Below are 26,207 nucleotides of genomic sequence, written 5' to 3'. Positions count from 1 at the left end.
CACCCCTCCCCTGTGGTCCCGTCACCAGTAAAGACGGCAGCGCACGCGATGCGGTTTCCTCGTCACCCGAAGGTGTCAACACGACAAAGGCCACCTCCGGGCGATGCGCCCGAAGGTGGCCTCTGGCAAGGAGAACTACTTGCCGAAGATCTGCTCCAGGTAATCGAGCAGGTCCCAGAGCCCGTCCTGGAGCGCGTTGCCCGCGCCCGGGCGGAACCGGATCACCTGCGGGTCGTGGTCGCTGGCCTGGTCGGCGAACTCCGCGTTGATGTGGACGACGTCGTAGTCCACCCCGCGCGGCGCCTTCGACGCCAGGATGTGGTCGAGCACCTGCGACTGGCCCTCGAACACGTAGCTGTACCGCTCGGCTTCCGGCACCGACGCGATCAGGTCCTTCAGCACGCCACCGGCGGTGAGCGTCTGGACCGCGGGCGAGAACGGGTAGTCGTTCAGGTCGCCCGCCACCACGATGTTGGCGCTCTTGTCGGCCGCCAGCAGCGAATCGACGAACCCGCGCAGCACCGTGGCCTGCTTCGCCCGCTGCACCTCGGAACTCCGCGACGGCGGCTGGAACCGGCCGTGCGTCGGCTGGTCGCCGCCCTTGGAGTTGAAGTGGTTGGCGATGACGAACACCGTGCGGCCCTTGAAGACGAACTCGCCCGCCAGCGGCTTGCGGCTGGCCGTCCACGCCTCGTTGGCCGGGTCGACGCGGCCGGGCGACGCCGTCAGGTGCGCCTTGCCGTGCTCGCGGGTGACACCCACCGCCGTCGTCGAAGTCCCACCCGGACGGTCCACAAAGGACACGCGGGCCGGGTTGAACAGGAACGCCACGCGGATGTTGCCGCCCGGCTGGCCGCCGTCCTGGTCGTTCACCGGGTCGATCGAACGCCACTGGTAGCGCGGGCCGCCCTTGGCGACAATGGCGTCGGTGAACTTCTGCAGCGTCTGGTCCGCGGCGACGGTGCCGTCGTCGGTCGCGCCCGTGTTGTCCTGGATCTCTTCCAGGTTCACGATGTCCGGCGTCGCGAGGTGCGTCACGATCGCCTCGCCGAGCCGGTCGTACTTCGCCTGCGGGTCGCCGGGGGCCAGGTTTTCGACGTTGTACGTCGCGACCGCGAGCTCGCCCGACCGCTGCTTGCGCGTGGTCTCACCCTGCAGCCCGTTGTCCTTTTCGGTGCCGAGCACGCTGGCGAACAGCGTGTAGCCGCCGAAGTTGCTGTACTCGACCGGACCGGAGGTGGTGCCGGTCAGCACGTCACCGACGTTGAGCTTCGGGAACGGCCGCTGGTCGAACGGGATCAGCGACGACACCTTCATGACGCCGCTGTTGAGCTGGTCGTAGCCCAGGTAGACGCTGCCGCCCCGGACGGACTTGTGCTGGTCCGGCTTGGACGTCACGTACAGCTCGTTGAACGAGTTCGACGGGCCGACGACGCGGGCGTCGGTGACCGAAACGATCTCGCTCTCGTGCGACTCCCAGAAGTCCAGCGCGTACTTCGACGGCTCCAGCGGGAGTGCCTCGATGTTCCCGCCCGGTGCGGGCGCGTAGGCGACCGGCACGGTGTCCGGGTTCAGCACGGTCGGTGGCGGCAGGGCGTTCCCGTGCGCGTCGACCGTCCACTGTGCACTGCTCAGCTCGGTGAGCGACTGGTAGTTCGACGTCGCCGGCGCGTCCGGGTAGAACTCGCGGACGGTGCCTGCCGCGGTCACCGCGTCGCCGACCGCGACGGCCGGGCTGGTCGAGCCGGTGAACACGAACAAGCCCTCGCTGGTGCGCGGGTCGCTGTCCGGGTTCGGGTCGGTGAGCCAGAAACCGCGCGTCGAGCCGAACGTCCGGGTCGCGGTGACCACGCCGGTGACGCCGCTGACCTTCTGGTCCTTGAACGGCGAAAGGCGCGTGGTGCCCTGGATGTCGTGGATCTTCGCCGGCGTGCCCGGTTCGCCCGGGTTGCCGCCGCCGGTCGTCTCGCCCTTGGTGTTCGTCGGGGACGGGTCGCCGACGGTGAAGTCGGCGGCGTTGTCGTCGGTGTCGGCCAGCGAGGTGCCGCGCGCGACGGACGTCGTGTTGGACGGCGCGGCCGTCGGCGCGCCTTCGCGCACGGTCGCCGTGCCGAACCCGACGAGGTCCTTGATCCGGGTGTCGGCCGCGCAGTCCGCGGCGGTCTTGCAGGTCAGCGCGGTGGTACCGGAGACGAGGGCGATCGTGCCGGCGGTCGCCGACATCGCGATCGCGCCGGTCGCGTCCGGCGCCGGGAGCGCGACCGTGCCGCCGCTGCCCTTGCCCTCCGCCACGAGGTAGCGCCCGCCCGGCGCGACGCTGCCGGTCAGCTGCGTCACCTGCCAGGTGCTCGACGCGCTCGGCGAACCGGGCAGGTACTGGACGCTGAAGCCGTCGACGCTCGCGGCCACCGCGCCGTGGTTGGCGAGCTCGACGAAGTCGTTGGTCAGCGTGGCGCCGGAGTTGCCACCGCCGCCGTAGACCTCGGCGATGACCGCGTCGGCGCTGGGTGCGGCGAGCGCGGCCGGTGCGGCCACGCCGCCGAGCACCAGGCCCGACGCGACGGCCACCGTGAAGGCGGCCTTGGATCTGTGGGTCTTGGTCACCCTGAGTCCCCTTTGTGCTTGAACAGTCGTGGCATAGTCCCCCGGGCAAGTGAGGAGGAGGAAGACAAAGATGCAACGATTCGTAACAACTACTTTCGTCGTCACTCGTTCGGCAGAGCAGGTTTCGTGATCACGCTGGTACTCGGCGGAGACGTCAACATCCAGGGCCGGGCCACCCCGGCGACGGCGTTCGAGCGGCTGAACCCGCTGCTCCAGGGCGCCGACCTCCGGTTCGTCAACCTCGCGGGAGCGGTCGACGCGCCGGTGGCCGAAGCGCTCAAAGCGGGCGGTATCGACGTCGTCTCGTGCGCCAACGACCTCACCGCGATGGCGAGCCTCCCGGTCCTCGACCACGCCGGGATCGCGTACTGCGGCGCCGGCGCGACCCTCGACGCCGCGCACGCGCCCGCGGCGCTCGAACGGTCGGGCGAAAAGGTCGCATTCCTCGCTTACACGTCACTTCGCTCGCGAGCCCAAAATGCGCAACCGGACTTCCCGGGCGTCGCGCAAGCGTTTGCGACCACGGCGTACCAGCCCGACCCGCGCGTCGCGGAGATCCCCGGGCGCCCACCCCTCGTCCGCACGGCACCGGTGCCCGAGCACCTGGACCGGCTCGTCGCCGACGTCAAGCGGGCCAAAGCGGACCACGACCACGTCGTCGTCTCGATGCACTGGGGCTTGCCGGGGCCCGATCTGACCGAGTACCAGGTCGCGTACGGCCGCGCCGCCATCGACGCCGGCGCCGACCTGGTCGTGGGGCACGGGCCGCACACCATCCAGGCCGTCGAGGTCCACCGCGGCCGCCCGATCCTCTACAGCCTCGGCAACCTCGTCTTCGACTGGCCGGCGATGCGCGGGCGACACGTCGACGGGCTGCTGGCGGGCTGCATGTTCGGCGCCGAACCGCGGCTCGAGCTCATCCCGGTGCGGCGGAACGCGGACAACGAGTGCGAGCCGCTGGCCGGCGACGAAGCGAGCAAGGTGCTGCGGTACCTGGCCGACGTCTCGGCGTTGCGGTCGACGAAGGTGTCCGTCCACGAGGGAATCGCCTCGGTGTCCGGACTAGGTGTTGGCGCGTAACGGGTTGCGCGCGTTCTGTGACAGCCGCACACCGGCTTGTCACCCATCCGGCGCATCTGCCTTAAATGAAGCTCAAGGGTCGGAACAACCTGCGTGAAGCGGCGGTACGGTCTGCGTGAGCCGCCGGAAAAGTGGCACAGACCACTCCTCGACAGCTCGCGGTCGGCACGGAAACGTGGGGGAGGGAGAACGATCATGTGGGGGCTGATTGTTCTCAGCTGCGTGTTCGTGCTGGTGCTGGGGATAGCCGCGGTCGTGGACCTTCGGGACCACGACCGCGGCGAGCACCGGGTCTAGCGCACCGCCTGCCTCGTTTTGTAGCGGCCGAGGAGCGTGCGGGCGCCGGCCAGCGCGACCCGCCCGGCACCCTTCGCGCTCGCGGCCAGCACCGTCGTCCAGTCGAAGTAGTCGCGCCACAGCACGATCCGGCCGCCTTCGACCACGAACGTGCCGCACACCCAGAACTCCGCTTCCCACGCGCCACGGCGCAGCACGTCGGTGCGTTCGGTGAGCACGACGTTGCCGTCCGCGGCGATGTGGTGCGTGCGCGCCTCGAACCCGGAGCCGAACCGGGCCAGGAGACGCAGTTGTTTTTCGACCGCGGCGACGCCGCGAGCGGGCGGCAACGGCACGTTCTGGTACACGATGTCGCTCGCCGCGAACGTCAACGCGCGGTCGATGTCGAGGTCTTCCAGGGCCTTGAGGAAACCGGTCACCACTGCCTGGGGTTCATCGGTCATGCCCCCAGGCTAAGGCTCAGAACGGCCGGTCGCCCGCGATGGCGACGCGCTCCGCGATCCGGACGTGCGGGTGGTAGTCGTTGACCGCGTAGTGCTGCGTCGCGCGGTTGTCCCAGAACGCCACCGAGCCGGGCCGCCAGCTGAACCGGACCTGGAACTCGGGCGTGTGCGCCTGCAGGAACAGGTAGCGCAGCAGCCGGTCGCTCTCGTCGCGGTCCAGCCCGACGATGTGCGTGGTGAACGCCTGGTTGACGAACAGGGTGCGCCGCCCGGTCTCCGGGTGCGTCCGGACCACCGGGTGCTCGACCGGCGGGAACTCGTCCTGCCAGCGGGCGAGGAGCGCAGGATCGGAGAACCGGTCGAAGCCCGGGAGGTAGTCGTGCACGGCGGTGAGCCCGTCGATGCGGGCACGGACGTCCGCGGGCAGGTTGTCGTAGGCGGCGGCCATGTCGGCCCACATCGTGTCCCCGCCGACCGGCGGCACCTCGATCAGCCGCAGCACCGAGCCGAGCGCCGGGCTGGGCCGCCAGGTGACGTCGACGTGCCAGATGTTCTCGTAGCCGGGCATGGACGCGGTGCGCTCGAAGCGCGTGACCGCGTCGTCGTCGCCCTTCGGGATGAACGGGTTGGTCTCCAGCTCGCCCCAGTTCGCGGCGAACGCGCGCTGCTGCGCCGACGTGATGTCCTGGTCGCGGAAGAAGATCACCTTCCACTCGAGCAGGGCGCGGTTGAGCTCCTCGCGCAGCTCGGCGGTGAGCGGTTCGCGCAGGTCGACGCCGTCGATCTCCGCGCCGATCACCCGGCTCAGCGGCCGGAGGGTGAACAGCTCGAACTTCTCCTCGGGGTCCCGCAGCAGACGTGGGCCTTCGACGATGCCACCGGTGGGCGTGACGGCTTCGCGGAGCTGGATCCGGGCAGGCAGATCTACGGACATGGCTGTGCTCCAAGGGTGTTCGGGAGTGTTCGGACGCCGGGCTCGCGTCAGGCCGGGGGCGAGCCCAGGCGGCCGCGGCGCAGCAGGAGCTCCGCGACGCCCTCACCGATCGACCGCTTCGAGGCGCGGCCGGGCCACCGGACGATGCTGCGTTCCGAGGTGGCGGGCATGTCCTCATGGTCCGCGCCGTCCCGCCTCGCGGTCAAGGCGTCCACTTGTTGGAACGTGCCGAACGGCGCAGGTCACCGCGATGCGGGCCGCGCGGGAGCATGAGGCAAGATCTTCCACGATCGAGTGAGCGCCCTTGACGACGGAGGTCCCCATGCCGGAAGGCAGAGGCTCGCGGATCGACCCGGATCGGCTCCGCCAGGCAGCCGACCTGCTGGACCAGGCGACGACAGCCGACGACAAGGCGGCAGGACGGTTCGCCGAAGCCCGCGTCGACTCGACCCCGTTCGGCATCTCGCCCCAGGCCCGAGAGCTGGCGACCCGCTGGGCGGCCGCACTGGCCGCGCGCGAAGCCGACGCCCGCGTCCTCGGCGACGCGACGTCCGACCTGGCGGGCCGGCTGCGCATGGCGGCGGAGAGCACGCGGAGCACGGGCTTCCGGGGGCGGATCGCGGTGGCCCCGTGACCTCCGTCCCCGAGGTCTTCGAACACCCGGCCCTGACGACGGCGGCGTCGGCGTTGTCCTCGCTGCGGCTGGCAGCGGGCCGCATCGGCGTCCCGGACCCGGTCGCGGCCCTGCGACACCTGGACTGCGCCCCCTCCGCGATCCGCACCTCGGCATCGACGGTCGACGCGGGTGCGCAGGTGGTGACGTCGGCCCAGGCGGAGTTCCGCGCCGGCGTCGACCGCGCGGAGACCGGTGGCAGCGCGGAAACGTTCGGCACGTGGGCGGACACAGTGGACGGTCAGTACGCGGCGGCCGCCCACGCGGCCACCGCGACGGCGGCACTGGGCGCCCGGATCGCGTCGCGCCTGGACGAACTGGCGGAGTCGGCGGCGACGGAGGTCCGCGCCATAGCGTCCGCCGTTGCGCCATCGGTGGCCGCGGTGCTGACGGGCGACCGCTCGGCCGAGGTGGTGAGCGACGTGAGCACCGCGTGCACCGCCGTACTCCGGACAGTTTCGGCGAAGGTGGCGTCGCTGTCTTCGCTCGTGGAGGAGCTGGAGCCGTTGACTACGCCGGCGGTTCAGCTCGGCTGAAGTGTTCGCGGGCCCATTCTTCGAAGGGCCGCGCGGGATGCCCGGTCACGTTCGCGACGTCCAGCGAGACGGGTTCCGGATCGTCGACGAGTGACGCCCAGTGGGCGAGTGCACCGGCTGCGAATTCCTCGCCCAGGTGTTCGGCGAGCTGCGTTTTCGCTTCTGCGATTGGTTGTTCTTCCCACCGGACGGGCTTTCCGATCGCCGCACCGATGACCGCGGCCTGCTCAGCTTGCCGAAGCGCTTCCGGGCCGGTGACGAGGTAGATCTCCTGGCGGTGGTCTCCGGTGAGCGCCTTGACGGCCATGTCGGCGACGTCGCGTTCGTGGACGAGCGAGCGCCTGGCTTGCCCGTACGGCCCTTTGACGACACCGTTCTCTGCTTGTGCAGCCCAGCCGAGGGTGTTGGTGGCGAGGCCGGTGACGCGGAGGAAGGTCCAGTCGTCGGTGACACTTCGGATGGCGGCCTCGACGTCGCCCCAGACACCCCCGTCTTCGGCGGACATGGCGGAGAGGTAGACGATCTTTTTGTCTGTGAAGGGTTTCACGGCCTGTTCGATGCCGTCGGCGGTGAAGAACGGCCAGATCAGGTAGACAGCGTCGATGTTTTCGGCGGCTTGGGCGGGGTCTCGGATGTCGCCTACGACTACGTCGGCTCCGGCCGGCGCTTTGGTGGGGTCGCGGACGAGAACCCGGACGTCATCGGTGTTGAGCGCGGCGACGACGTGCCGCCCGGAGTGGCCGGTGGCTCCGGTGACGAGAACTTTCATGGTGTGCTCCTTGATCAGCTTGTGCCGACCACGGTCACACTTCAAGTTCCCTTCAAGTCAAGCTGCTTTGGCGACCAAGATCAGCACGTAGCAGTGGTTCTGGTGCGCTGCTCCGCACCAGACGACGCGCTTGTCGAACACGTTTCGGCGGAAGTCGCGGATCTGCTGGCCCCAGATTGTCTGGCAGCATGCCCACTCCTGCATCTCGACGACCAGCTGCCAGGCAAGGATGTCCGCGGCTTCCATCTGAGGCAGCGGTCCGTGCTTGTGGCTTGCCCGCAGTGCGCTCAAAGCCCGGACCAACAGCAGAGACCGACCGAGGTCGGCGTCGGAGGGAGTGGCCATCAGCAGCCTCCTGGCGAGTCGCGAGGGAAAGGAGCCATCACGCTAGGTCGGACGCTGGGCGAGACCATGCGCCAACTCCGGACCGCGCACGGCGTGAGCTTGACGGCCGCCGCCCGTACGGCCGGTGTCAGCAAAGGTCACCTGAGCAACGTCGGCTTCTACGAGGAAACCTACGACGGCGACGGCCAGCTGTGGTCGACGTACGTGGAAACGGTGGCGGCACCACGACGACGTCAAGAGCGAACAGCGCACCCCGCGTACCCGATCGCCGGTGACGAATCGGCGTTCGTCGCCGACGTCACCGTTCCGGACGGAACCGTGATGCCACCGGGACGGTCCGGGTGCGGATAGCCGACACATTGCCCGGCGAAACCGTCGACATCTGCGTGCCGTTGAAGTCGCACATCCTGCCGGGAACCGCGGAAATCCACTGGAAGATGGTCGATGAGGACGGCTTCGAGCTCTTCCCCGACCGCTACTACCAGGGCATCTTCATGATGATCGTGGTCGAAGACCAAGCCCCGCCTCCGAACCTCCGGCGGCTCGTCCCCGGCTGAACGCAACGGACCCCCGGCCAGCTGGGCTGACCGGGGGTCCGGATGAGAGCGGTGGCGGTGGGATTTGAACCCACGGACGGGGATTAGCCGTCACACGATTTCGAGTCGTGCTCCTTCGGCCGCTCGGACACGCCACCGCCGAGAACAATACCGGAGGGGGTCGCGTCGCCTCACGAGGGGTCGCTCGGGCCGTTCGAACGCCACCTGACCTGGGCTTCGCGGACCGCGCTCCGGGCCTTCACGCGCAGGTCGTGGGCCGCCTCGCGGGCCTGGGCTCCGTGGCGCTGGGCCATGCCCTGCACCTGGAGCCTGCGGTTGCCCGTCGCCGAGCCGAACTTCTGACGAGCGCTGCCGATCGTTCGCTGGATCTTGTGCTTCACCGTCATGCCGGAGGAGTACCCAAAAACGTCACCGACGGATCGCGAAGTACGTCTCCAGCAGCCCGGCGCACTCGGGGGCGAGCACTCCGCCGTGGACCTCCGGGCGATGGTTGAGACGTCGGTCACGCACCACGTCCCACAACGACCCCACCGCGCCCGTCTTCGGCTCCCACGCGCCGAACACCAGCCGGGAGATGCGCGCCAGCACCAGGGCGCCCGCGCACATCGTGCACGGCTCCAGCGTCACCGCCAGGGTGCAGCCCTCCAGCCGCCAGCCGTCGCCCGCTACGCCGGCCGCCGCGCGCAGCGCCAGGATCTCCGCGTGGGCCGTCGGGTCGCCGAGCTCCGTGCGCGCGTTGCGGGCCGCCGCCAGGGGGCGGCCGTCGGGGGCGAACACGACCGCCCCGATCGGGACGTCCGTGCCGGGGGCGCGCGCGGCCTCCAGCGCCGCCTCCACGGCCTCGGTGTCGGACGGGCGTCTCAGAGCTCGTCCAGGAGCTTGGCGAACTCGCTGCCGAACCCGCAGCGCTGCGCGACCATCTGCAGCTGCTCGTCCGGGTAGAGGTCGACCTCGCCGACGATGACCTCCAGCTCCGGCCCCGGCAGCCCGAGGTCGGCCAGCAGCCCCAGGTCACCCTCGGGCCAGACGGAGTCGTCCTCCTCGTCCGGTGGGTCGACGCGCAGGACGTCGAGGACGTCCGCCGCGATGTCGTAGTCCAACGCCGCCGCCGCGTCCGAAAGGAGCAAAGACGGTCCACGCGGGCTGGGCCGGACGATCACGAAGAACTCGTCGTCGACCGCCAGCAGCCCGAAGGCCGCACCGGTGGAGCGTAGTTTGCCCAGTTCCGTGATCGCCGCGTCCAGCTCGGTCAACGCCCCTGGGTCGAGCGCACTGCACCGCCACCGACCGTCTTCACGGACCACTGCCACCGCGAAGCCCGTGACCGGCTCATCCACCGCCATGCGCACACCGTATTCCGCTGCCCGACCGAACGCACGCACGGTGCGCCCGAAGCGCCGCATGGGGCACTATCGGGACCATGACCGGCCCCACTGACCTGCCCACCCTGCCCGGCACGCCGTTCGCCGGCCTCCTCGACGACGCGCGTGCGTTGCAAGACCGCACGGTCGCGCTCCGGCGCACCGTGCACCGCAGGCCGGAGCAGGGCCTCCACCTGCCGCACACCCAGGCGGCGATCCGGGACGCGCTCGCCGACCTGCCGCTGGAGATCACCGAGGGCAAGGCCACGACGTCGCTGACGGCCGTTCTGCGCGGCGCCCGGCCCGGCCCGGCGGTGCTGCTGCGCGGCGACATGGACGCGTTGCCGCTGACCGAGGAGACCGGGCTCGACTTCGCCTCGGAGGACGAGGAGTCGATGCACGCCTGCGGGCACGACACGCACGTCGCGATGCTGGCGTCCGCGGCGCGGCTGCTCGCCGAGCGCAAGGACCAGCTGGCCGGCTCGGTCGTGTTCATGTTCCAGCCGGGCGAAGAGGGGCACCACGGCGCCCGGTTCATGATCCACGAGGGCGTGCTGGACGCCGCCGGGACGCGGGCCGAGCGCGCGTTCGGCGTGCACATCCTCGCCAACGCGCCCAGCGGGCTGCTGCAGCTGCGGCCCGGCCCGCTGATGGCGTCGGCGGACTCGTTCACCGTGCGCGTCACCGGCAAGGGCGGCCACGGCTCCGCGCCGCAGCACACGATCGACCCGGTGCCGGCGGCCGCGGCGATGGTCGGCGCGCTGCACACGATGATCACGCGCCGGGTCAGCGTGTTCGACCCCGCGGTGCTCTCGGTGACGCGGATCCAGGCCGGCACGACGTCCAACATCATCCCGGAGACCGCCGAGCTCGAAGGCACCATCCGCACGCTGTCCGAGCAGACGCGCGCGTTGGTCCGCGCCGAGCTGCCCAAGGTCTGCGAGCAGGTCGGCGCCGCGTACGGCTGCCGCGTGGTCGCCGACGTCGAGCCGGGCTACCCGGTCACCGTCAACGACGACCGGATCGCGGCCGAGGTCCTGCGCCTCGGCGCGACCGTGCTGGGCCCGGGGAACGTCGAGCTGATGGCCGACCCGCTGATGGGCGCCGAGGACTTTTCCTACGTCCTGCAACGCGTTCCCGGCGCCTACGCGTTCCTCGGCGCGTGCCCGCCCGGGGTCGACCCGGCCGAAGCGGCGGCGAACCACTCCAACCGCGTCGTCTTCGACGAGGACGCGATGCCGAGCGGCGTCGCGATGCTGGCTGCTTTCGCGTTGGACTCCCTCCGTTAAGGCCCGGTGCGCGACGGGCGGCCGTCTTCCAGGTGCCCGGCGAAGCGGCGGCGCCACCCCGGGACTTCGAACGCGACGTCGTACCAGCCGTTGCGCGCCGGCACGGGGAAGTCCCGCGAGCCGCCCGGCGGAACCACGACGTCGTTCAGCGTGACCGGCGAGGGCCCGCTGTTGGTCACCGTCACCCGCAGCGCGGGCGTGCTCGCGAAGGTGACGGCGGCGTCGAGACCCGGACCGCCCGAGGCCTCGACGACGAAGCCGTTCGGGCCGTGGATCGCGACGTCGTACGAACCGCCGTGCGGGATCCGGCCGGTGACCTCCCCGTTCGGCGGGACGTCGAAGCGCTGCGGCGGCCCGCCCACGTGGTAGGCGTACGCGGCCAGCTGCAGCGCCTGCGTCCCGTGGTTGGCCAGGTGCAGCTTCAGCGCGCCCGGTTCGACCTCGGCCCAGGCGACCGGCTGGTACGGCAGCGGGCGCGCCTTGGCCGTCCCGGGCTCCTGCACCAGCGCACCCGGCCGGACCCGGGGCTTCGGCAGCCGTGACTGCGTCCGGTCGGCTTCCGCGCGCAACACGTCGGCGTCCGGCAGCAGCGGGATCGTCGTGTCGTGCGTGCGGAAGTCGAAACAGCTGGTCAGGTCGCCGCAGATCGCACGCCGCCACGCTGAGATGTTCGGCTCGCGCACCCCGGTCCAGGTCTCGAGGAAGCGCAGCACCGACGTGTGGTCGAAGACCTGCGAGTTCACCCAGCCACCGCGGCTCCACGGCGAAACGACGGTCATCGGCACGCGCGGCCCCAGCCCGATCGGCGTGGGCGGCCCGGACGGCTCGCCCTTCTCCGGCCGGTTCCCCGGCAGGAACTCGCCGGGCGTGCCGGGCGGTGGCGCCGGCGGGACGACGTGGTCGAAGAAGCCGTCGTTTTCGTCGTAGTTGATGAAGAAGACGGTCGATTCCCAGAGTTCCGGCTTGTCCCACAACGCTTTCAGCATCCGCTGGATGTAGGCGGCGCCGTCGACCGGGCGAGCGGCCGGGTGCTCGCAGTAGCCGTAGGGCGCCACCACCCAGGACACCGCGGGCAGCGTGCCGGCCGCACAGTCGGCGAGGAACTCGGCCAGCACGTGGTCGACGTCCCGGCCCCGGCCCGAGTCGGGCTTGAGCTCCTTGCGCAGGTTCGCGCGCTCGGCCAGCCGCCGCCGCACGGGGTTCATCGAGTACAGCGCGTCGTGGTAGTTCTGGAACAGCCACAACGGGTTGTCGCCGTAGTCGCCGACGAAGTGCTCGGGAACGCCGCGCTCCTCGTCGTTCGCGTAGATCCGCCACGTGACGCCGGCCGATTCGAGCCGTTCGGGGTAGGTCGTCCAGCGGAACGACGGCTCGTAGTCCGGCGCGTTGCGGGTCACGGGGCCGCCGGCGACGCCGTCCGGGTCGATCGTGCCGGTCCAGTGGAACAGCCGGTTGGGGTGCGTCGGGCCCTGCAGCGAGCAGAAGTAGTTGTCGCACAACGTGAACGCGCTCGCCAGCGCGTGCTGGAACGGGATGTCGTCCCGCGTGAAATAGCCCATCGTCATGGGACTCTTCGCCGCGATCCAGCCGTCGTACGCGCCGTCGTTCCACGCGCGGTGCGTGCTGTTCCAGTCGTGCGGCAGCTCGCCGAGGTCCTGACCGTCCACAACGGACGTGTCGATCCGGAACGGCAGCACCGGATCGCCACCGCCGCGCTGGCGGAAGACGTCGCGAAGCGCCGCGCGGTCGCCGAAGCCGCGTACGCCCGCCATCGTGCCGTAGTAGTGGTCGAACGACCGGTTCTCCTGCATCAGCACCACGACGTGGCGGACGTCGTCGATCGTGCCCTTCCGCGACGCCGGGGCGCACGCCGCGGACAGCGCGCCGGCCACGGTGACCGCGGCCGCGCCGCCCAGCACCGTGCGCCGCCGGATCCGGCCCATGCCCACCTCCTCCTCCGCACCTTCGAGCGTCTTCTACACGGATGTCGCCAGGCGCGAGTTCACGCCGCACCCCACGTTCGACACGCTGCCACAGGGCACCGACAAAAAGTCGCCGGCGAGGTTCACTGGCAATTACACAACAGCGTTGATTTAATAGGTGGATGACCGACGCCGACGCCCTCGCCCAGCTCGCCGAGCAGGAGGAACGCCTCCAGTTCACGAAGTTCGACAACGAGACCGCGCTCGCCCTCGGCCAGCAGCTCCTCGCGGCCGCGCGCGACCGCGGACTGCCGGTGACGATCTCCGTCCGCCGCAACGGCCAGCGCCTCTTCCACGCGGCGCTGCCGGGGACGTCCGCGGACAACGACGCCTGGATCGACCGCAAGAGCCGGGTGGTGGACCGCTACGGCCACAGCTCTTTCCTGGTCGGCACCGAGTTCCGCGCCAAGGGCGGCTCGTTCGAAGAGGACAGTCGCCTGAACCCGGACGAGTACGCGGCCCACGGCGGGGTGTTCCCGGTGCTCGTCCGCGGCGTCGGTCCGGTCGGGACGGTCGGCGTGTCGGGGCTCCCGCAGGCCGAGGACCACGCGTTCGTGGTCGAGCAGCTGGAGCTGTTCCTGGCCTGAGTGTCGGGTGGGTGACGCCGGTCCGACGTCGAGGACCAAAACCGGTGGCTCCCGCTGCTACCGTCGATCCCATGAAGCGCGCGATGACGACGACGCCGGAGAGTGTCCCGGCGCGCTGAACCACGCATTCCAGCCCGGGGCGGTCGCCCCGGGCTTCGTCTTGTGGTGCTCCGCCTCGCCGTTCCCGAGGAGTCCACGATGCACGACCACCGCAAGCTCGGCCGCGAACTCGGCCTGTTCGGTTCCGACCCCCTGATCGGCGCGGGCCTGCCCTATTGGCTGCCCGACGGCGCGGTCGTCCGGCACAGCCTGGAGGAATACGTCCGCGACCTCGAACGGCGCGCGGGCTACCGGCACGTCCATTCCCCCGTGCTCGGCAAACGCGAGCTGTACGAGATTTCCGGGCACTGGGCGCACTACCGCGACGACATGTACCCGCCCATGGACGTCGGCGGCGAGCAGCTCGTGCTGCGGCCGAGCCTGTGCCCGCACCACGCGCTGATCTACCGGTCACGCGGCCGCAGCTACCGCGAACTGCCGCTGCGGCTCGCCGAACTCGGCGGGATGTACCGCAGCGAGCTGTCCGGCGTCCTCGGCGGGCTGGGCCGCGTGCGCGCGATCCAGCTCAACGACGCGCACGTCTTCTGCACCCTCGACCAGGTCGAAGCCGAGGCGGTCGCGGCGCTGGGACTGATCCGGCGGGCCTACGACGCGCTCGGCATCAGCCCGGCGCGCTACCAGCTGTCCCTGCCCGGCGACGGCGGCAAGTACGTGGCCGGGAACTGGGACCGCGCCTCGGACATCCTGCGTTCCGCGCTCGACCTGAGCGGGTTGCCCTACGACGCCGTCGAAGGCGAAGCCGCTTTCTACGGGCCCAAGATCGACGTCCAGATCGCCGACAGCGCGGGCCGCGAATCGACCCTGTCCACCGTCCAGGTCGATTTCCACCAGCCGGCGCAGTTCGGCCTCGAATACGTGGGCGCGGACGCGGCGAAACACCGGCCGGTCATGGTGCACCGCAGCATCATCGGCAGCGTCGAACGCGCGGTGGCGCAGCTGATCGAAGTGCACGGCGGCGCGTTCCCGGCCTGGCTCGCGCCGGTGCAGCTGCGGCTGCTCCCGCTCTCCGAAGCCGAACTGCCCTACGCGCGGGAACTCCTCGATCGCTGCGGCGACCTGCGGGCCGAGATCGCGTCGGAGGGCAGCCTCGGCGCGCGGATCCGGGACGGGCGGCTGGTGCCGTTCCAGGCCGTGATCGGGCCGGAGGAGGTGGCCGCGGGACGGCTTTCCCTGCGGTTGCGCGACGGCAGCCGGCTCGACGCGCGGCCGGCGGACGACGCGCTCGCGTGGCTCAGGGCCGAGAGCTCGCCGCCGTCAGCCAGTCGAGGGTCGGGGCCAGGCTTTCCGGCGCCGCCCAGCCGTTGACGACCGCGAGCAGTCCCAGGTAGCGCTCACGGCGTGGGTCGTTGACGGCTTCGAGCCACTCCCGCAGTTCGCGGGGGTCGAGGCCGAGGCCGTCGACGATCGACGCCGCTTCCGGGGTGTCCGGGGCGATTCCCGCCTCGAGCGCCGGCGTGACGGCCTTGCGCACCTCGGCGGCCAAGTCGCGGCGCAGGCCGGGTTCGAGCTGGTCGGCGAGCCGGCGCAGGATGGCGCGAAACTCCACGTCCCGCGTCAGTTCGGCCAGCGCGATCCAGGCGTCGAGCTGTTCGGGGCTCGGGTCTTCCGGCAGTTCCGGGGTCAGCGTCCTGGCGACGCCGGCGAGGCCGGGACGGTCGCCCAGCGCTTCGGCGAGGAAGTCGTCGACCAGGTGGCGGCGTTCCGCTTCGGACAGCAGGGCCAGTTCGTGCACGAGTCTCGTCTCCTCATTGGTCGAGCCGCGGCTGGCGATCGCGGTCAGCACCGCTTGGCGCAGCCGCAGCAGGCGGATCTCCGCTTCCAGCGCCTCCACGTGCCGTGCCGCGATGTCGGCGACCGCGACTTCGCCGTCGGCGATCCGGCGGATCGTGGCGAGGTCGAGGCCGAGCTCGCGCAGGGTGCGGACGAGGCCGAGCCGGGCGAGCGCGGCGTCGTCGTATCGGCGCTGACCTGCGGTGTTGCGTCCGGACGGCGGCACGAGGCCACGGTCCGAGTAGAACCGGACGGCCTTGATCGTCAGTCCCGTCCGCCGGGCCAGTTCGCCGATCGAATACCGCATGCTCCTCAGCCTGGCAGCTCCCCGCGGGGGAGCCGCAAGACCTGATTCACCTCATCGTGTCGATCACGTGTTCGATGATTCGCGGTAACGTGGATCACATGAGCGAACGAGCACCGCCGGCCCCTCAGGTCTCTTCCCGGATCCGGGTGACCAGCTGGGTCGGGTTCACGAACCGCAACGCGACGAGGAGGAGCAGGAGCATGGAAGTCGTGTAGATGGTCGCCATCGCGTCCACCGACTGGTTCGCGCGGATACCCGCGGCGAACACGGAGTTGTACAGCGCCACCACGAGGGTCGTCGAATCCGGGCCGGCGGTGAGGAACGTCAGCTCGAACATGCCGACCGTGCGCACCAGCACGAGGATCGACGCGGCCAGGATGCCCGGCAGCAGCAGCGGGCCTAGGACGCGGGTGAACACCGACGCCGTCCGGGCGCCGGACATGCGCGCCGCGGCTTCGATCTTCGGGTCGATCTGCTCGATGAACGGCGTCATGGTCAGCACGACGAACGGCACCGACGGCACCAGGTTCGCCAGGATGACGCCGGTCGTCGTGCCGGCGAGGTGGACCTTGTACAGGACGGTGGCCAGCGGGATGCCGTAGGTGATCGGCGGGATGAGGATCGGCAGCACGAACAGCAGCATCACCAGGCGCTTGCCGGGGAACGAGCGGCGAGCCAGCGCGTAGGCGGCCGGGACGCCGACCGCCACCGACACGGCGATCACCACGAGCGCGACGACCGCCGTCGTCAGGAGGACGTCCGAGAGGCCGAACTCGCGCCACGCGTCGGCATACCAATGAGTGGTGAAGCCGTCCGGGAGCCAGGTGCCGAACCACTGCGTGCCGAACGAGTCGACGACCACCGAGAGCACCAGGCCCGCGAGGTTGACGAAGAAGAACGCGACGACGGCCCAGACGACCCAATGTCCAGGACGCGCGACCCAACCGGTCATCCCTTGCCTCCGGTCGCTCCGCGGTAGAGCGTGGCGCGCCACGCCATGACCAGGCCGATCACGATCAGCATGACCACCGCCATGAGCATCGCGACGGCCGAGCCCATCGAGTAGTCGTACTCCTCGAACGCGGCGTGGTAGGCCGCGATCGAGATGACGCGGGTCTCGTTCGCCGGGTCGCCGACCAGTTGCGCCGAGGGGAACACCGAGAACGCCATGACGAACGACAAGCAGAAGGTGATCGCCAGGCCGGGCGCCAGCAACGGCAGCGTGATCCGCCGGAAGCGCTGGACGCCGTTCGCGCCCAGCGTCGCGGCCGCCTTCTCCAGGGAGGGGTCGATGCCCGAGAGATAGGACAGCGTCAGCAGGAAGGAGAACGGGAAGCCGGTGACCACCAGGGACAGCAGCACGCCGGTGTAGTTGTGGATCAGCGGCAGCGGCTGGTCGGTGATGCCCAGGACCGTGAGCACCTTGTTCAGCCAGCCCGCCGGACCGCCGTACATGATCAGGCCCTGCGCGGTGAGCACCGTGCCGAGCGTGATCGGCACGACCAGGATCGTCGTCAGGAGGCGCTTGCCGCGGACGCGGCCGCGCAGCACGTACGCGATCGGGATGCTGGCGAAAACGTTGACGAACGTCGCGGGCAGCGCGATGCCCAGCGTCGTCCAGATGGTGTCGCGCAGGTAGGGGTCGCCGAAGAACCGGGCGTAGTTCGCGAAGACGCCGCCTCGGCGTGGGGCGAAGGACAACTGCAGGCCGTAGAGGAAGGGGTAGAGGAACAGGCAAGCGATCACCAGCAGGCCGGGCACGAGCAGGAGCAGGGTGCGGTCGATGCCGCGTTCGGCGAGGCGGTGCCGGAGGGCCGGGCGGGCCGTCGACACGGCGGTCACGGCGCGAACACCAGGACGCGCTCGGCCGGGACGCCGATCTTCGCGGTGTCGCCGGGGGCCAGGCGCTTGTCCGTCCGGAAGTAGACCGGCACGCCGGTCGGCAGCCGGGCGGAGACGGAGAGCTCGCGGCCGTGGTACTCGACGATCTCGATCGTGACGTCGAGGGCGTTCTCCGCGCCGTCGCCGACGACGAAGTCCTCGGGGCGGATCGCCACCTTCGCGGGGCCTTCCGTGAGGGAGCCGCGGTTCGCACCGGTCAGGCGGACGCCGTCGCCCTCGACGGTGACCGAGGGGCCGGCGGCGCCGGTGACCGTCACGTCCAGGAGGTTGCGGTAGCCCATGAAGGAGGCGACGTAGCTGTTCACCGGCTGCGCGTAGACCTCCTCGGGGGTGCCGACCTGCTGGACCGCGCCCTCGCGGAGCACCACCAGGCGGTCGGCCAGCGACAGGGCCTCCTCCTGGTCGTGGGTGACGTAGACGGTGGTCAGCCCGAGCGTCTGGTGGAGGCGGCGGATTTCCATCCGCATCTCGAGGCGGAGCTTGGCGTCCAGGTTGGACAGCGGTTCGTCCATCAGGACCACCGGTGGCTCCAGCACGACGGCGCGGGCGATGGCGACGCGCTGTTGCTGGCCGCCGGAGAGCTGCGCCGGGAACTTCGCCGCGTGCTCGGTGAGCTGGACCAGGCGAAGGGCGTCGTCGACCCGGCGGCGGGCTTCGGCGCGGGCGACCTTGCGCATCTTGAGGCCGAAGCCGACGTTGGCGCGGACGGACATGTGCGGGAACAGCGCGTAGTTCTGGAACACCATCCCGAACCCGCGCTGCTCGGGCGGGCGGCCGTCGATGCGGGCGTCGTCGAGCCAGATGCTGCCGCCGGTCAGCGGGAGCAGGCCGGCCAGGCAGTTGAGCGCGGTCGACTTGCCGCAGCCGGACGGGCCGAGCAGGGCCACGAACTCGCCGCGTGTGATGGCGAGGTCGAGGTCGCGCAGGGCGTTCGCGGTGCCGAAGCTGCGAGAGACCCCGTCGAGGCGCAGCTGCTCGAACGTCACTTCTTGCCGACCTTCGAGCCGCCGACCAGCTGGTTCCACTTGTCGAACGCCTTGACCTGCTGTTCGGCGGGCAGCGACGTCTCCTTGGGGTACTGGGCGATCCACTGCTCGTACTCCGGGCGGCCGAACTGCTTGATCGTGTCCTGACTCTTCTGCGGCGCCATCTGCAGGGTGACGTCCTTGACGGCCGGGCCGGGGTAGAAGTAGCCGTCGTCGTAGGCGATCGCCTGCTGGTCCGGCTTCAGCATCCACGCGATCAGCTGCAGGATCGCCGACTCCTGGTCGGGCGAGAGGCCCTTCGGCATCAGGGCGTACTGGGCGTCGGTGACCCAGTGCATCGGCTGCATGATCGCGGTCTTGACCGTGTTCGGCACGGTGCCGAGCTTGCGCGGGTTGATGTCCCAGCCGGTGGTCGACGTGATCATGTCCACCGACCCCGACGCGAGGTTCTTCATCGTCTCGGTCGTGCCCGACGGGTAGTACTTCACGTACTTGCCCAGCTCCTGCAGGAACGCCCACGTCTTGTCCCAGCCCTTGTCCGGGTCCTTCGGGTCCTGGTCGCCGAGGAGGTACGGCAGGCCCATCAGGAACGTCCGGCCGGGGCCGGAGTTGGACGGCTGCGCGTACTGGAACTTCTCGAGGTGCGCCTTGGCCCAGTCGAGCAGCTGCTGCGGGGACGCGGGGGCGGCGGGCACCGCGCCGGGGTTGAACTCCAGGAGCGGGCCGGAGGGGTAGTAGACGACCTCGACGCCGTAGCCGTTGGCGAGCTCCTGCATCTTGGCCGCGGGCTCGAGGTAGTTCTGCATCAGGTTCGGGAACCGGCCGGAGAAGTCCGGGAGGATCTTGGCCAGAGTGCCGTTCGCGATGCCGGCGGAGAGGCCGTCGGTGCCACTGAGGACGAGGTGCGTCTGGGCGGCACCGCCGTCCTGCTCGGCCTTAAGCTTGCCCGCCATGCTCGGGGCGGGGGCGGTCGAGTAGGTGACCTTGGCGAGCACGTCGGGGTGGGCGGCCTTGAAGTTCTCGATCATCTGCTTGGTGAGCTGCAGGTTGCCCGCGACGTCGAGGATGTTCAGCTCGACCGGCTTGCTCGGCTTGTCCGGCACGGCCTGGGGGTCCGCCGCTTGGCCGCCGCCGTCGCCGCCGGGTGCGCCGCAGGCCGTCAGGCCGGCGGCGAGGCTGGCCGCCAGCAGCACTCGTCGGAATCGGAAGCCGGTGCGACGGTGCATGGCTGCTCCCTAGGTCCGTGATAATGTTGTATGTCGCATCATATATCAGATCGGACACGCCGAGAGCGGACCGCTGGCAAAAGGGGCCCGATGACGTTCGAAGAGCAGAAGCGGCGGCTTTCGGGGGTGGTGGCCATCCCGGTCACGCCGTTCGACGCCGAGGGCGCGGTCGACACCGGGACGTACGCGAAGCTGGTCGACCGGCTGGTCACCGGGGGCATCGAGGTCGTGACGCCGAACGGGAACACCGGCGAGTTCTACGCGCTCGACGCCGGTGAAGCCCGGCTGTGCCTGGAGGTCACCGTCGAGGCCGTGGCCGGCCGGGCGAGTGTGCTCGCCGGGATCGGCCACGACGTCGCTTCGGCGACGCGGGCCGCCGCGCACGCGCGGGACGCCGGTGCCGATCTGATCATGATCCACCAGCCGGTGCACCCGTACATCTCCGGCGACGGCTGGGTCGACTACCACGCGGCGATCGCCGGCGCGGTCCCGGAACTCGGCGTCGTGCTCTACGTCCGCAACCCCGCGATCGCCGGCGAGCAGCTGCGCGCGCTGGGCGAGGCGGCGCCGAACGTCATCGGCGTGAAGTACGCGGTGCCGGACCCGGTCCGGTTCGGCTCGGTCGCCCGCGACGCCGGGTTCGGCCGGTTCACCTGGATCGCCGGGCTGGCCGAGCTTTCCGCGCCCGGCTACTTCGCCGTCGGCGCCACCGGTTTCACCTCGGGGCTGGTGAACGTCGACCCGGCGACGTCGCTGGCGATGTGCCAGGCACTGTCCACAGGGGACTATCCGGCGGCGATGGCCGTCTGGGAACGGATCCGGCCCTTCGAAGAGCTTCGCGCAGCGAACGGGAACGCCAACAACGTCAGCGTCGTGAAGGAGGCGCTCGCCCAGCTGGGCCTGTGCCGCCCCGACGTCCGGCCGCCGAGCCGCCCGCTGACCGCGGCCGAACGGGACCAGATCTCCGGACTGCTGTCGTCCTGGGGACTTTCGTGAAGGCCGGTGGCAGAAGCCGAACCGATGGGAAAACCACGCTGTAGCAACCCGATTGGGCGCCCCGGGCGTCGCTGAACGCGACTGCGGGCGGCTGCTCGCCGGCCGATCGGCCGGCACGGCTGCGGTACGAGCGGGTTTCCGACCCGGGCTCGGCTCCTGTCCCGGCCGGAGCGATCCGGCCGGAAGGCCACGGGTGTGCGGTACGTCACCGTCATCCCGATGTGGCTGACTGTACACCTCTTCGGCAGTCTTCGGGGAATTGCCAATCCGGTGACGAGGTGGGAGTGTTGGGGGAAGGCCGCGGTGCCACCACGGCCAGGCCCCAGTGCCCTTTTCCCGGACCGGCCCCGGACCCCGTCGGGTCCGGAAACCGTTGCTGGACAAGCCTTTACGACTTAGCCCAGAGCGGTGACGCCGATGACTTCGACCCGGATTCCGGACACCCCGAGTACCGCAGGCAGCGATTTCGCCGAGCTGTCGCGGCTGATCAAGGACGCCGGTCTCCTCCGACGACGGCGCCGCCACTACGCGGTGCGCATCGGGCTCAACCTCGCCGCGTTCGGCGGGGGCTGGGTCGCCTTCGCCTTCCTCGGCGACTCGTGGTGGCAGCTCTTCCTCGCCGCGTTCTTCGCGATGATGTTCGCGCAGCTGTCGTTCATCGGCCACGACGCCGGGCACAAGCAGATCTTCCGCAGCCGCCGGGCGAACGACGCCACCGGTTTCGTCCACGGTGGACTGACCGGGCTGAGCTACGGCTGGTGGATGGGCACGCACACGCGCCACCACGCCAACCCGAACAACGAAGACGAAGATCCGGACGTCGACATCGCGGCGCTCGCGTTCAGCAAGGCGCAGAGCGCCGGCAAGCGCGGGTTCCTGCGCTGGATCGCGAAGTACCAGGCGTTCCTGTTCTTCCCGCTGCTGCTGCTCGAAGGCCTCAACCTGCACGTGTCGAGCGTGAAAGCCGTGTGGCGCCGGGACGTCCGCAAGCACAAGCTCGAATCCGCGCTGCTGATCGCGCACCTGGCGGCCTACCTCGCCGCGGTGTTCATCGTGCTCTCGCCGCTCACCGGGATCATCTTCATCCTGGTGCACCAGTTCCTGTGGGGGCTGTACATGGGCTGCTCGTTCGCGCCCAACCACAAGGGCATGGCGATGTTGTCGAGCGGGCACCAGCTCGACTTCCTGCGCAAGCAGGTCCTGACCTCGCGCAACGTCCGCGGCGGCCCGGTGGCGGATTTCGCGCTGGGCGGGCTGAACTACCAGATCGAACACCACCTGTTCCCGAGCATGGCCCGGCCCAACCTCAAGCACGCGCAGGTGATCGTCCGTGACTTCTGCGCCCGGCGCGGGATTTCCTACGCCGAGTGCGGCTGGGCGCGTTCCTACGGGTACGTGTTGCAGCACCTGCACGAAGCGGGCGAACCCCTCCGACGGCCGGCGAAGGTGGCGGCATGACGACCCCGGCGCCCGAGGCGCCGCGCTCCGACGGCGGGTGCCCGAGCTGCCCGCACCCGCTCGGCACGCACGACGCGATCGCCCGCCGCTACTGCGCCGCCACCGCGGCCAGCGGGACGGCCGGCCGCGGCTGCGTCTGCGGCTCGGCGCAGGACCACGTCAAGGCCCCCTAGGCAACACTGTGGCAGACGTTACTCGCGCGTTAAAGACGAGTAAGCGGGCGGCGGGAACCCGTCAGGACCGCATTCACGGGGGACTCCGGGCGAGGCGACCGGCGGTGTCCTGACGGGGTCCGATCCGCCGCGATGCCCGGAGGCACCCCGTGACGCTCAGCGAGCTTCTTCCCAGCCTCGGCTGCGAAGCCGCCGATCACCTCGAGCCAGGAGTCTGGCCGCGAAGCACCCGACTCGGCGAAGACGGCGAGCTCCTCTTCGCCGGCGCGCGAGTCAGCCACCTCGCCGCCCGCTTCGGGACACCGTCCTACCTGATCGACGAGCAGCAGGTCCGCGACACCGCCCGCGAGTACCGCGAAACCCTCCCGGACGTCGAGGTCGCGTACGCGAGCAAGGCCCTCTGCACCCGCGCCGTGCTGCGCTGGGTCGCCGAAGCGGGGTTGTCGCTCGACACCTGCTCCGCCGGGGAGATCGCCGTGGCCCGGTCCGTCGGCTTTCCCGCCGAGCGCATGTTGCTGCACGGCAACGCGAAGACGCCCGAAGACCTGAAAGCCGCGCTCGGCTACGGCGTGCGGCGGATCGTGGTCGACTCACTCGACGAGATCGAGCAGCTCGGCGCGCTCGCCCACGGCGGGCAGCAGGTGATGATCCGGGTGACGCCGGGCGTCGCGGCCGGGGCGCACGCCGCCATCAGCACCGGCGCCGAGGGGCAGAAGTTCGGGTTTTCGCTGCTCGACGGCGTGCCCGACAACGTCGACGCGGCCGCCAGGGCCGTGCTGGCGCAACCCGGCTTGCGGCTGGCCGGCCTCCACTGCCACATCGGCTCGCAGGTCTCGCGGGTCGACCGGTACGAAGCCGCCGCGAGGCGGATGGCCGAGGTGCTCGTCCGGCTGCGGGACACCCACGGCGTCACGCTGCGGGAGCTCGACCTCGGCGGCGGGCACGCGGTGCCGTACGTCGGTGGCGAGCCCGCGTTCGACCTCGGCGGGTATTCGCGACGGCTGCGCGTGGCGCTCGCCTACGAGTGCGCGGCGCACGATTTCCCGTTGCCCCGCTTGACGATCGAGCCGGGCCGGGCGATCGTCGGGCCGGCCGGGATCACGGTGTACCGCGTGTGCGCGGTCAAGCGCGGCAGCCGCACGTTCGTCGCGGTCGACGGCGGCATGAGCGACAACGCGCGGCCGTCGCTCTACGGCGCCCGCTACACGACCCGCCTGGTGGGACGGCGCTCCACCGCGAAGCGCGTCCCGATGACCGTCGTCGGCAGGCACTGCGAAGCAGGCGACGTCCTGGCCGACGGCCTCAGCCTGCCCGCCGACCTGCGCGCGGGCGACCTGCTCGCCGTGCCGTGCACCGGCGCCTACCACCACTCGCTGGCGTCGAACTACAACCAGGTCGGCCGCCCGCCGCTGGTCGGCGTGAAGAACGGCGTCGCGACGCTGCTGGTGCGCCGCGAAACCGAGGAGGACCTCAGCCGCCGCGACCTCGGCTAGTCCTAACCCCGCTCGATGACGTCGCCGCCGCGTCGCACCACTCCGCGCGGCAGGCGGCGGCCGGCGAAGAAGTCGCGGCAGCCGCGGTGCACCGCGAACATCAGCGGCACGCCCAGCACGATCGACACCACGCCGATCACCGCGACACCGCCGATGCCGAACACCGTCGTCTCGCCCGCGTCCGGCCGCGCGTACTCGACCAGCGCGAACCCCAGCACGGCCAGGAAGAACACCCCGCCGAGGAACGGCAGGAGCCCGCGCAGCAGGAAGTTGCGCGCGCTCGCGAAGAGCGTGCGGCGGAACACCCAGACGCAGGCGAGCGCCGTCATCGTGTACTCGATCGCGATGGTCAGCCCGACCGCGTCGACCGAGTCCGACAGGACGTTGTCGCTGATCAGCGCGAGCAGCACGTACACCGCCAGCGACACGAGCCCGAACGCCCAGGTCGCCACCGACGGCGTCCGGAACCGCGGGTGCACGCGCCCGAAGACGCGGGGCAGCGCGCCGTGGCTGGCCATCGACAACGTCGTGCGCGCGGCCGGCATGATCGTCGCCTGGCTGGTGGCCGCGCCGCTGGTCAGCACCGAGACGATCAGGAGCACACCCAGCACCTTGCCCGCGGTGCCGTCCCCGAACACCGCGCCGCCGAGACCCGCGAGGACGTCGTCGGAATTCGCCTCGTTGCCCAGCCCGATGCCCTCGGTCCCGACCCCGGCGAAGGCCAGCGCGGCGACCGTGACGAGCAGGTAGTTCAGCACCAGCAACACGGTCGAAAGCACCGCGGCGCGACCCGGCGCGTGGCGCGGATCGGCGGACTCCTCGTTGACCGACAGCGAGCTTTCCCAGCCCCAGTAGATGAACACAGCGAGCAGCACCGCCGAAACCGCCGGGCCGGCGCCGACCCCGCTCGGCCACAGCCAGTCGAGGTGCGGGACCGACGCCTGCGGTCCGGCCGTGCCCTCGAAGACACGGACCAGCGCCACGACCGAGAAGAGCACGAGGACGACGAGCTCCACACCCAGCAGGATCCACTGCGCCCGCGCGGACACCTCGATGCCGCGGTGGCAGAGCCAGCACAACGCGAGCAGCCAGGCGGCCCCGATCGCCGTCGTGACCCACCGGTTGCCCGCGGCATCGGACGCGCCGAACAGCAGCAGCGTGTACCGGCCGGTCAGCGCGGATTGGCTGCTCATCACCAGCAGTTGCGCGACCGTGACGACCCAGCCGGTGAACCACCCGGCGTGCGGGCCGAACGCGCGCGCCGCCCACGTGAAGTTCGTCCCGCAGTCGGGTTCCGCGGTGTTCAGCTCGCGGAACGCGAGGGCGACGAACAGCACCGGCACGAACGACAGCAGCACGAACGCGGCCGCCTTGAAGCCGGTGCCCGCCAAGACGATCAGCCCGAGCGTGGCCGCGATCGAGTACGCCGGAGCGGTCGACGACATCCCGATGACCATCGACGACACCATGCCCAGGGTGCCGCCGCGCAGCCCCTTCCCGGGGACGGCGGGAGCGACGCCGAGCGCCACGGCCTCCGACATGCGTTGGTCCTCCTGGGGTAACGGGAGACGACAGAGCCGCCAGACGGTACCCGGCGGAGCGCGCCGAGCGCGTGCGGCTGTGCGCGGGCGCACAAAACCGCCTCGGAAAGCCTTGTGATTTTCGCCCCCAGCCACCGATTCCTCGGCAGACCGCGATGTGAACGCCGGATCACGCGAAGCTGGCGCAGGGGTCTCGCTTTCTGGTCAGGTCTCGATACGCTGCGCACTTGACAAATCACATGCCGAAACACAGGGAGGGACGGCATGGGTGACGATTCACGTGCGCGCGGACTGGACAACACGGACAGATCGTTGATCGCCCTGCTCCAGCAGGACGGCCGCGCGTCGTTCACCGCGCTCGCGAAGGCGGTCGGGCTTTCGGAGGGAGCCGTCCGCCAGCGGGTGCAGCGGCTGCTGCGCGACGACCTCATGCAGATCGTGGCGGTGACCGACCCGGTCAACGTCGATCTGACGAGGCAGGCGATGGTCGGGATCAGCGTCGACGGCGCCGATCCGCGCGAGGTGGCGGACAAGCTGTCCGAACTGCCGAACGTGCACTACGTCGTGTTGTGCGCCGGGCGGTACGACCTGCTGGCCGAGCTGGTCTGCCGGGACGACGACCACATGCTCGAAGTGCTCGGTGAGGAGATCCGGCAGATCCCGGGCGTCTCCGGTACCGAACTGTTCGTCTACCTCAAGCTGGCCAAGCAGAACTACTCCTGGGGCCGGCTCACGGCGTAGCGGTCGTGAGTGAGAAACAGGCACGCTGTTTCTCACT

29 protein-coding genes and 1 tRNA gene are annotated in these 26,207 nt (G+C 70.5%); 13 read left to right on the top strand and 17 right to left on the bottom strand.

Features of this window, described 5'->3' with window-relative positions; translation table 11 throughout:
* Positions 1–135 precede the first annotated feature (135 nt).
* Positions 136–2,604 carry a DUF8508 domain-containing protein gene (locus SD460_RS08500; RefSeq protein WP_318306034.1) on the bottom strand — a complete coding sequence of 823 codons (2,469 nt, stop codon included), beginning with the start codon at positions 2,602–2,604 and terminating at the stop codon, positions 136–138.
* 126 nt (positions 2,605–2,730) lie between these two features.
* Here SD460_RS08500 and SD460_RS08495 point away from each other — a divergent pair, with 126 nt between their 5' ends.
* A complete protein-coding gene (locus tag SD460_RS08495) occupies positions 2,731–3,684 on the top strand; it encodes a CapA family protein (RefSeq protein ID WP_290055339.1) in 954 nt (317 codons plus the stop codon).
* A gap of 293 nt (positions 3,685–3,977) precedes the next feature.
* On the opposite strand, the gene SD460_RS08490 is transcribed toward SD460_RS08495, so the two are convergent.
* From SD460_RS08490 to SD460_RS08480, 3 genes are read right to left on the bottom strand one after another with little or no spacing between them, the layout of a single operon-like run.
* Entirely contained in the window at positions 3,978–4,424 is a 447-nt protein-coding gene (locus SD460_RS08490) for a limonene-1,2-epoxide hydrolase family protein (protein WP_290055341.1), read from the bottom strand.
* 16 nt (positions 4,425–4,440) lie between these two features.
* Positions 4,441–5,358, bottom strand: a complete 918-nt coding sequence (locus SD460_RS08485; protein ID WP_290055343.1) for a TauD/TfdA dioxygenase family protein — start codon at positions 5,356–5,358, stop codon at positions 4,441–4,443.
* A 47-nt stretch (positions 5,359–5,405) separates the two neighbouring features.
* A complete protein-coding gene (locus tag SD460_RS08480; RefSeq protein WP_290055344.1) occupies positions 5,406–5,528 on the bottom strand; it encodes a hypothetical protein in 123 nt (40 codons plus the stop codon).
* A gap of 152 nt (positions 5,529–5,680) precedes the next feature.
* Here SD460_RS08480 and SD460_RS08475 point away from each other — a divergent pair, with 152 nt between their 5' ends.
* Together SD460_RS08475 and SD460_RS08470 are read left to right on the top strand one after the other, a co-directional pair.
* Positions 5,681–5,992: a hypothetical protein gene (locus SD460_RS08475; RefSeq protein WP_290055346.1), complete on the top strand. Its 312-nt coding sequence runs from the start codon at positions 5,681–5,683 to the stop codon at positions 5,990–5,992.
* Positions 5,989–6,567 (top strand): hypothetical protein, encoded by a 579-nt coding sequence (locus SD460_RS08470; RefSeq protein ID WP_290055348.1) that lies wholly within the window; start codon positions 5,989–5,991, stop codon positions 6,565–6,567. Before SD460_RS08475 ends, SD460_RS08470 begins: the two co-directional genes overlap by 4 nt.
* Here SD460_RS08470 and SD460_RS08465 read toward each other — a convergent pair.
* A complete protein-coding gene (locus SD460_RS08465) occupies positions 6,542–7,336 on the bottom strand; it encodes an NAD(P)H-binding protein (protein WP_290055350.1) in 795 nt (264 codons plus the stop codon). The genes SD460_RS08470 and SD460_RS08465 overlap by 26 nt on opposite strands.
* Before the next feature lie 57 nt (positions 7,337–7,393).
* Positions 7,394–7,681: a hypothetical protein gene (locus tag SD460_RS08460; RefSeq protein WP_290055352.1), complete on the bottom strand. Its 288-nt coding sequence runs from the start codon at positions 7,679–7,681 to the stop codon at positions 7,394–7,396.
* Positions 7,682–7,747: 66 nt separating this feature from the next.
* Between SD460_RS08460 and SD460_RS08455 the strand changes: the two genes are divergently transcribed.
* Together SD460_RS08455 and SD460_RS08450 are read left to right on the top strand one after the other, a co-directional pair.
* Positions 7,748–8,032, top strand: a complete 285-nt coding sequence (locus SD460_RS08455) for a hypothetical protein (protein WP_290055354.1) — start codon at positions 7,748–7,750, stop codon at positions 8,030–8,032.
* The gene (locus SD460_RS08450) at positions 8,023–8,238 is read left to right on the top strand and encodes a hypothetical protein (protein ID WP_290055356.1); all 216 of its coding nucleotides are present in this window, start codon (positions 8,023–8,025) and stop codon (positions 8,236–8,238) included. Before SD460_RS08455 ends, SD460_RS08450 begins: the two co-directional genes overlap by 10 nt.
* 49 nt (positions 8,239–8,287) lie before the next feature.
* On the opposite strand, the gene SD460_RS08445 is transcribed toward SD460_RS08450, so the two are convergent.
* The 4 genes from SD460_RS08445 to SD460_RS08430 form a co-directional block, all read right to left on the bottom strand.
* Positions 8,288–8,375 (bottom strand) — tRNA-Ser (locus SD460_RS08445).
* A gap of 33 nt (positions 8,376–8,408) precedes the next feature.
* Positions 8,409–8,624, bottom strand: coding sequence for a CsbD family protein (locus SD460_RS08440; RefSeq protein ID WP_290055357.1), 216 nt, complete (start codon positions 8,622–8,624; stop codon positions 8,409–8,411).
* A gap of 22 nt (positions 8,625–8,646) precedes the next feature.
* Complete coding sequence (locus SD460_RS08435; protein ID WP_290055358.1) at positions 8,647–9,075, bottom strand: nucleoside deaminase; 429 nt, start codon at positions 9,073–9,075, stop codon at positions 8,647–8,649.
* Between the two features lie 23 nt (positions 9,076–9,098).
* On the bottom strand, positions 9,099–9,581 hold the full coding sequence (locus SD460_RS08430) for a tRNA adenosine deaminase-associated protein (RefSeq protein WP_290055359.1): 483 nt from the start codon (positions 9,579–9,581) through the stop codon (positions 9,099–9,101).
* Between the two features lie 77 nt (positions 9,582–9,658).
* Between SD460_RS08430 and SD460_RS08425 the strand changes: the two genes are divergently transcribed.
* Complete coding sequence (locus tag SD460_RS08425; protein WP_290055361.1) at positions 9,659–10,888, top strand: M20 metallopeptidase family protein; 1,230 nt, start codon at positions 9,659–9,661, stop codon at positions 10,886–10,888.
* Here SD460_RS08425 and SD460_RS08420 read toward each other — a convergent pair.
* Positions 10,885–12,831, bottom strand: coding sequence for a phosphocholine-specific phospholipase C (locus SD460_RS08420; RefSeq protein ID WP_290055363.1), 1,947 nt, complete (start codon positions 12,829–12,831; stop codon positions 10,885–10,887). The two genes, SD460_RS08425 and SD460_RS08420, sit on opposite strands and share 4 nt — an antisense overlap.
* 161 nt (positions 12,832–12,992) lie before the next feature.
* On the opposite strand from SD460_RS08420, the gene SD460_RS08415 reads away from it, so the two are divergent.
* Together SD460_RS08415 and thrS are read left to right on the top strand one after the other, a co-directional pair.
* The gene (locus SD460_RS08415; RefSeq protein WP_290055365.1) at positions 12,993–13,457 is read left to right on the top strand and encodes a heme-degrading domain-containing protein; all 465 of its coding nucleotides are present in this window, start codon (positions 12,993–12,995) and stop codon (positions 13,455–13,457) included.
* Positions 13,458–13,655: 198 nt separating this feature from the next.
* Positions 13,656–14,882: a threonine--tRNA ligase gene (thrS, locus tag SD460_RS08410; RefSeq protein WP_290055367.1), complete on the top strand. Its 1,227-nt coding sequence runs from the start codon at positions 13,656–13,658 to the stop codon at positions 14,880–14,882.
* Here thrS and SD460_RS08405 read toward each other — a convergent pair.
* The 5 genes from SD460_RS08405 to SD460_RS08385 form a co-directional block, all read right to left on the bottom strand.
* Positions 14,809–15,654 carry a MerR family transcriptional regulator gene (locus SD460_RS08405; RefSeq protein WP_290055369.1) on the bottom strand — a complete coding sequence of 282 codons (846 nt, stop codon included), beginning with the start codon at positions 15,652–15,654 and terminating at the stop codon, positions 14,809–14,811. The genes thrS and SD460_RS08405 overlap by 74 nt on opposite strands.
* Positions 15,655–15,778: 124 nt before the next feature.
* Entirely contained in the window at positions 15,779–16,606 is an 828-nt protein-coding gene (locus SD460_RS08400) for an ABC transporter permease (RefSeq protein ID WP_290055371.1), read from the bottom strand.
* On the bottom strand, positions 16,603–17,496 hold the full coding sequence (locus tag SD460_RS08395) for an ABC transporter permease (protein WP_290055373.1): 894 nt from the start codon (positions 17,494–17,496) through the stop codon (positions 16,603–16,605). The genes SD460_RS08400 and SD460_RS08395 overlap by 4 nt, the downstream gene beginning before the upstream one ends.
* A complete protein-coding gene (locus tag SD460_RS08390) occupies positions 17,493–18,542 on the bottom strand; it encodes an ABC transporter ATP-binding protein (RefSeq protein WP_290055374.1) in 1,050 nt (349 codons plus the stop codon). Before SD460_RS08390 ends, SD460_RS08395 begins: the two co-directional genes overlap by 4 nt.
* A complete protein-coding gene (locus tag SD460_RS08385) occupies positions 18,539–19,768 on the bottom strand; it encodes an extracellular solute-binding protein (protein WP_290055377.1) in 1,230 nt (409 codons plus the stop codon). The genes SD460_RS08390 and SD460_RS08385 overlap by 4 nt, the downstream gene beginning before the upstream one ends.
* 90 nt (positions 19,769–19,858) lie before the next feature.
* Here SD460_RS08385 and SD460_RS08380 point away from each other — a divergent pair, with 90 nt between their 5' ends.
* The 4 genes from SD460_RS08380 (at position 19,859) to lysA (ending at position 23,888) form a co-directional block, all read left to right on the top strand.
* Positions 19,859–20,764: a dihydrodipicolinate synthase family protein gene (locus SD460_RS08380; RefSeq protein ID WP_290055379.1), complete on the top strand. Its 906-nt coding sequence runs from the start codon at positions 19,859–19,861 to the stop codon at positions 20,762–20,764.
* A gap of 417 nt (positions 20,765–21,181) precedes the next feature.
* Entirely contained in the window at positions 21,182–22,222 is a 1,041-nt protein-coding gene (locus SD460_RS08375; protein WP_290055381.1) for a fatty acid desaturase family protein, read from the top strand.
* The gene (locus SD460_RS08370) at positions 22,219–22,395 is read left to right on the top strand and encodes an RGCVC family protein (RefSeq protein ID WP_290055383.1); all 177 of its coding nucleotides are present in this window, start codon (positions 22,219–22,221) and stop codon (positions 22,393–22,395) included. The genes SD460_RS08375 and SD460_RS08370 overlap by 4 nt, the downstream gene beginning before the upstream one ends.
* Before the next feature lie 149 nt (positions 22,396–22,544).
* Complete coding sequence (lysA, locus tag SD460_RS08365; RefSeq protein WP_290055384.1) at positions 22,545–23,888, top strand: diaminopimelate decarboxylase; 1,344 nt, start codon at positions 22,545–22,547, stop codon at positions 23,886–23,888.
* A gap of 2 nt (positions 23,889–23,890) precedes the next feature.
* On the opposite strand, the gene SD460_RS08360 is transcribed toward lysA, so the two are convergent.
* Positions 23,891–25,429 carry an APC family permease gene (locus tag SD460_RS08360; RefSeq protein WP_290055386.1) on the bottom strand — a complete coding sequence of 513 codons (1,539 nt, stop codon included), beginning with the start codon at positions 25,427–25,429 and terminating at the stop codon, positions 23,891–23,893.
* Between the two features lie 264 nt (positions 25,430–25,693).
* Here SD460_RS08360 and SD460_RS08355 point away from each other — a divergent pair, with 264 nt between their 5' ends.
* On the top strand, positions 25,694–26,170 hold the full coding sequence (locus tag SD460_RS08355) for an Lrp/AsnC family transcriptional regulator (protein WP_290055387.1): 477 nt from the start codon (positions 25,694–25,696) through the stop codon (positions 26,168–26,170).
* Positions 26,171–26,207: the final 37 nt, after the last annotated feature.

The sequence above is a fragment of the Amycolatopsis solani genome (assembly GCF_033441515.1).
Classification (GTDB): Bacteria; Actinomycetota; Actinomycetes; order Mycobacteriales; family Pseudonocardiaceae; genus Amycolatopsis; species Amycolatopsis solani.
This window is presented reverse-complemented; position numbering and strand designations above follow the sequence as displayed.

Bases quoted from the DNA above. Each gene is read 5' to 3' on its own strand.
- SD460_RS08490 (WP_290055341.1), bottom strand. From the start codon at position 4,424: ATGACCGATGAACCCCAGGCAGTGGTGACCGGTTTCCTCAAGGCCCTG.
- SD460_RS08465 (WP_290055350.1), bottom strand. From the start codon at position 7,336: ATGAAAGTTCTCGTCACCGGAGCCACCGGCCACTCCGGGCGGCACGTC.
- SD460_RS08455 (WP_290055354.1), top strand. From the start codon at position 7,748: ATGCGCCAACTCCGGACCGCGCACGGCGTGAGCTTGACGGCCGCCGCC.
- SD460_RS08400 (WP_290055371.1), bottom strand. From the start codon at position 16,606: ATGACCGGTTGGGTCGCGCGTCCTGGACATTGGGTCGTCTGGGCCGTC.
- thrS (WP_290055367.1), top strand. From the start codon at position 13,656: ATGCACGACCACCGCAAGCTCGGCCGCGAACTCGGCCTGTTCGGTTCC.
- SD460_RS08380 (WP_290055379.1), top strand. From the start codon at position 19,859: ATGACGTTCGAAGAGCAGAAGCGGCGGCTTTCGGGGGTGGTGGCCATC.
- SD460_RS08370 (WP_290055383.1), top strand. From the start codon at position 22,219: ATGACGACCCCGGCGCCCGAGGCGCCGCGCTCCGACGGCGGGTGCCCG.
- SD460_RS08425 (WP_290055361.1), top strand. From the start codon at position 9,659: ATGACCGGCCCCACTGACCTGCCCACCCTGCCCGGCACGCCGTTCGCC.
- SD460_RS08415 (WP_290055365.1), top strand. From the start codon at position 12,993: ATGACCGACGCCGACGCCCTCGCCCAGCTCGCCGAGCAGGAGGAACGC.
- SD460_RS08405 (WP_290055369.1), bottom strand. From the start codon at position 15,654: ATGCGGTATTCGATCGGCGAACTGGCCCGGCGGACGGGACTGACGATC.
- SD460_RS08475 (WP_290055346.1), top strand. From the start codon at position 5,681: ATGCCGGAAGGCAGAGGCTCGCGGATCGACCCGGATCGGCTCCGCCAG.
- SD460_RS08460 (WP_290055352.1), bottom strand. From the start codon at position 7,681: ATGGCCACTCCCTCCGACGCCGACCTCGGTCGGTCTCTGCTGTTGGTC.
- SD460_RS08360 (WP_290055386.1), bottom strand. From the start codon at position 25,429: ATGTCGGAGGCCGTGGCGCTCGGCGTCGCTCCCGCCGTCCCCGGGAAG.
- SD460_RS08430 (WP_290055359.1), bottom strand. From the start codon at position 9,581: ATGGCGGTGGATGAGCCGGTCACGGGCTTCGCGGTGGCAGTGGTCCGT.
- SD460_RS08420 (WP_290055363.1), bottom strand. From the start codon at position 12,831: ATGGGCCGGATCCGGCGGCGCACGGTGCTGGGCGGCGCGGCCGCGGTC.
- SD460_RS08485 (WP_290055343.1), bottom strand. From the start codon at position 5,358: ATGTCCGTAGATCTGCCTGCCCGGATCCAGCTCCGCGAAGCCGTCACG.
- SD460_RS08440 (WP_290055357.1), bottom strand. From the start codon at position 8,624: ATGACGGTGAAGCACAAGATCCAGCGAACGATCGGCAGCGCTCGTCAG.
- SD460_RS08385 (WP_290055377.1), bottom strand. From the start codon at position 19,768: ATGCACCGTCGCACCGGCTTCCGATTCCGACGAGTGCTGCTGGCGGCC.
- SD460_RS08375 (WP_290055381.1), top strand. From the start codon at position 21,182: ATGACTTCGACCCGGATTCCGGACACCCCGAGTACCGCAGGCAGCGAT.
- SD460_RS08355 (WP_290055387.1), top strand. From the start codon at position 25,694: ATGGGTGACGATTCACGTGCGCGCGGACTGGACAACACGGACAGATCG.
- SD460_RS08480 (WP_290055344.1), bottom strand. From the start codon at position 5,528: ATGCCCGCCACCTCGGAACGCAGCATCGTCCGGTGGCCCGGCCGCGCC.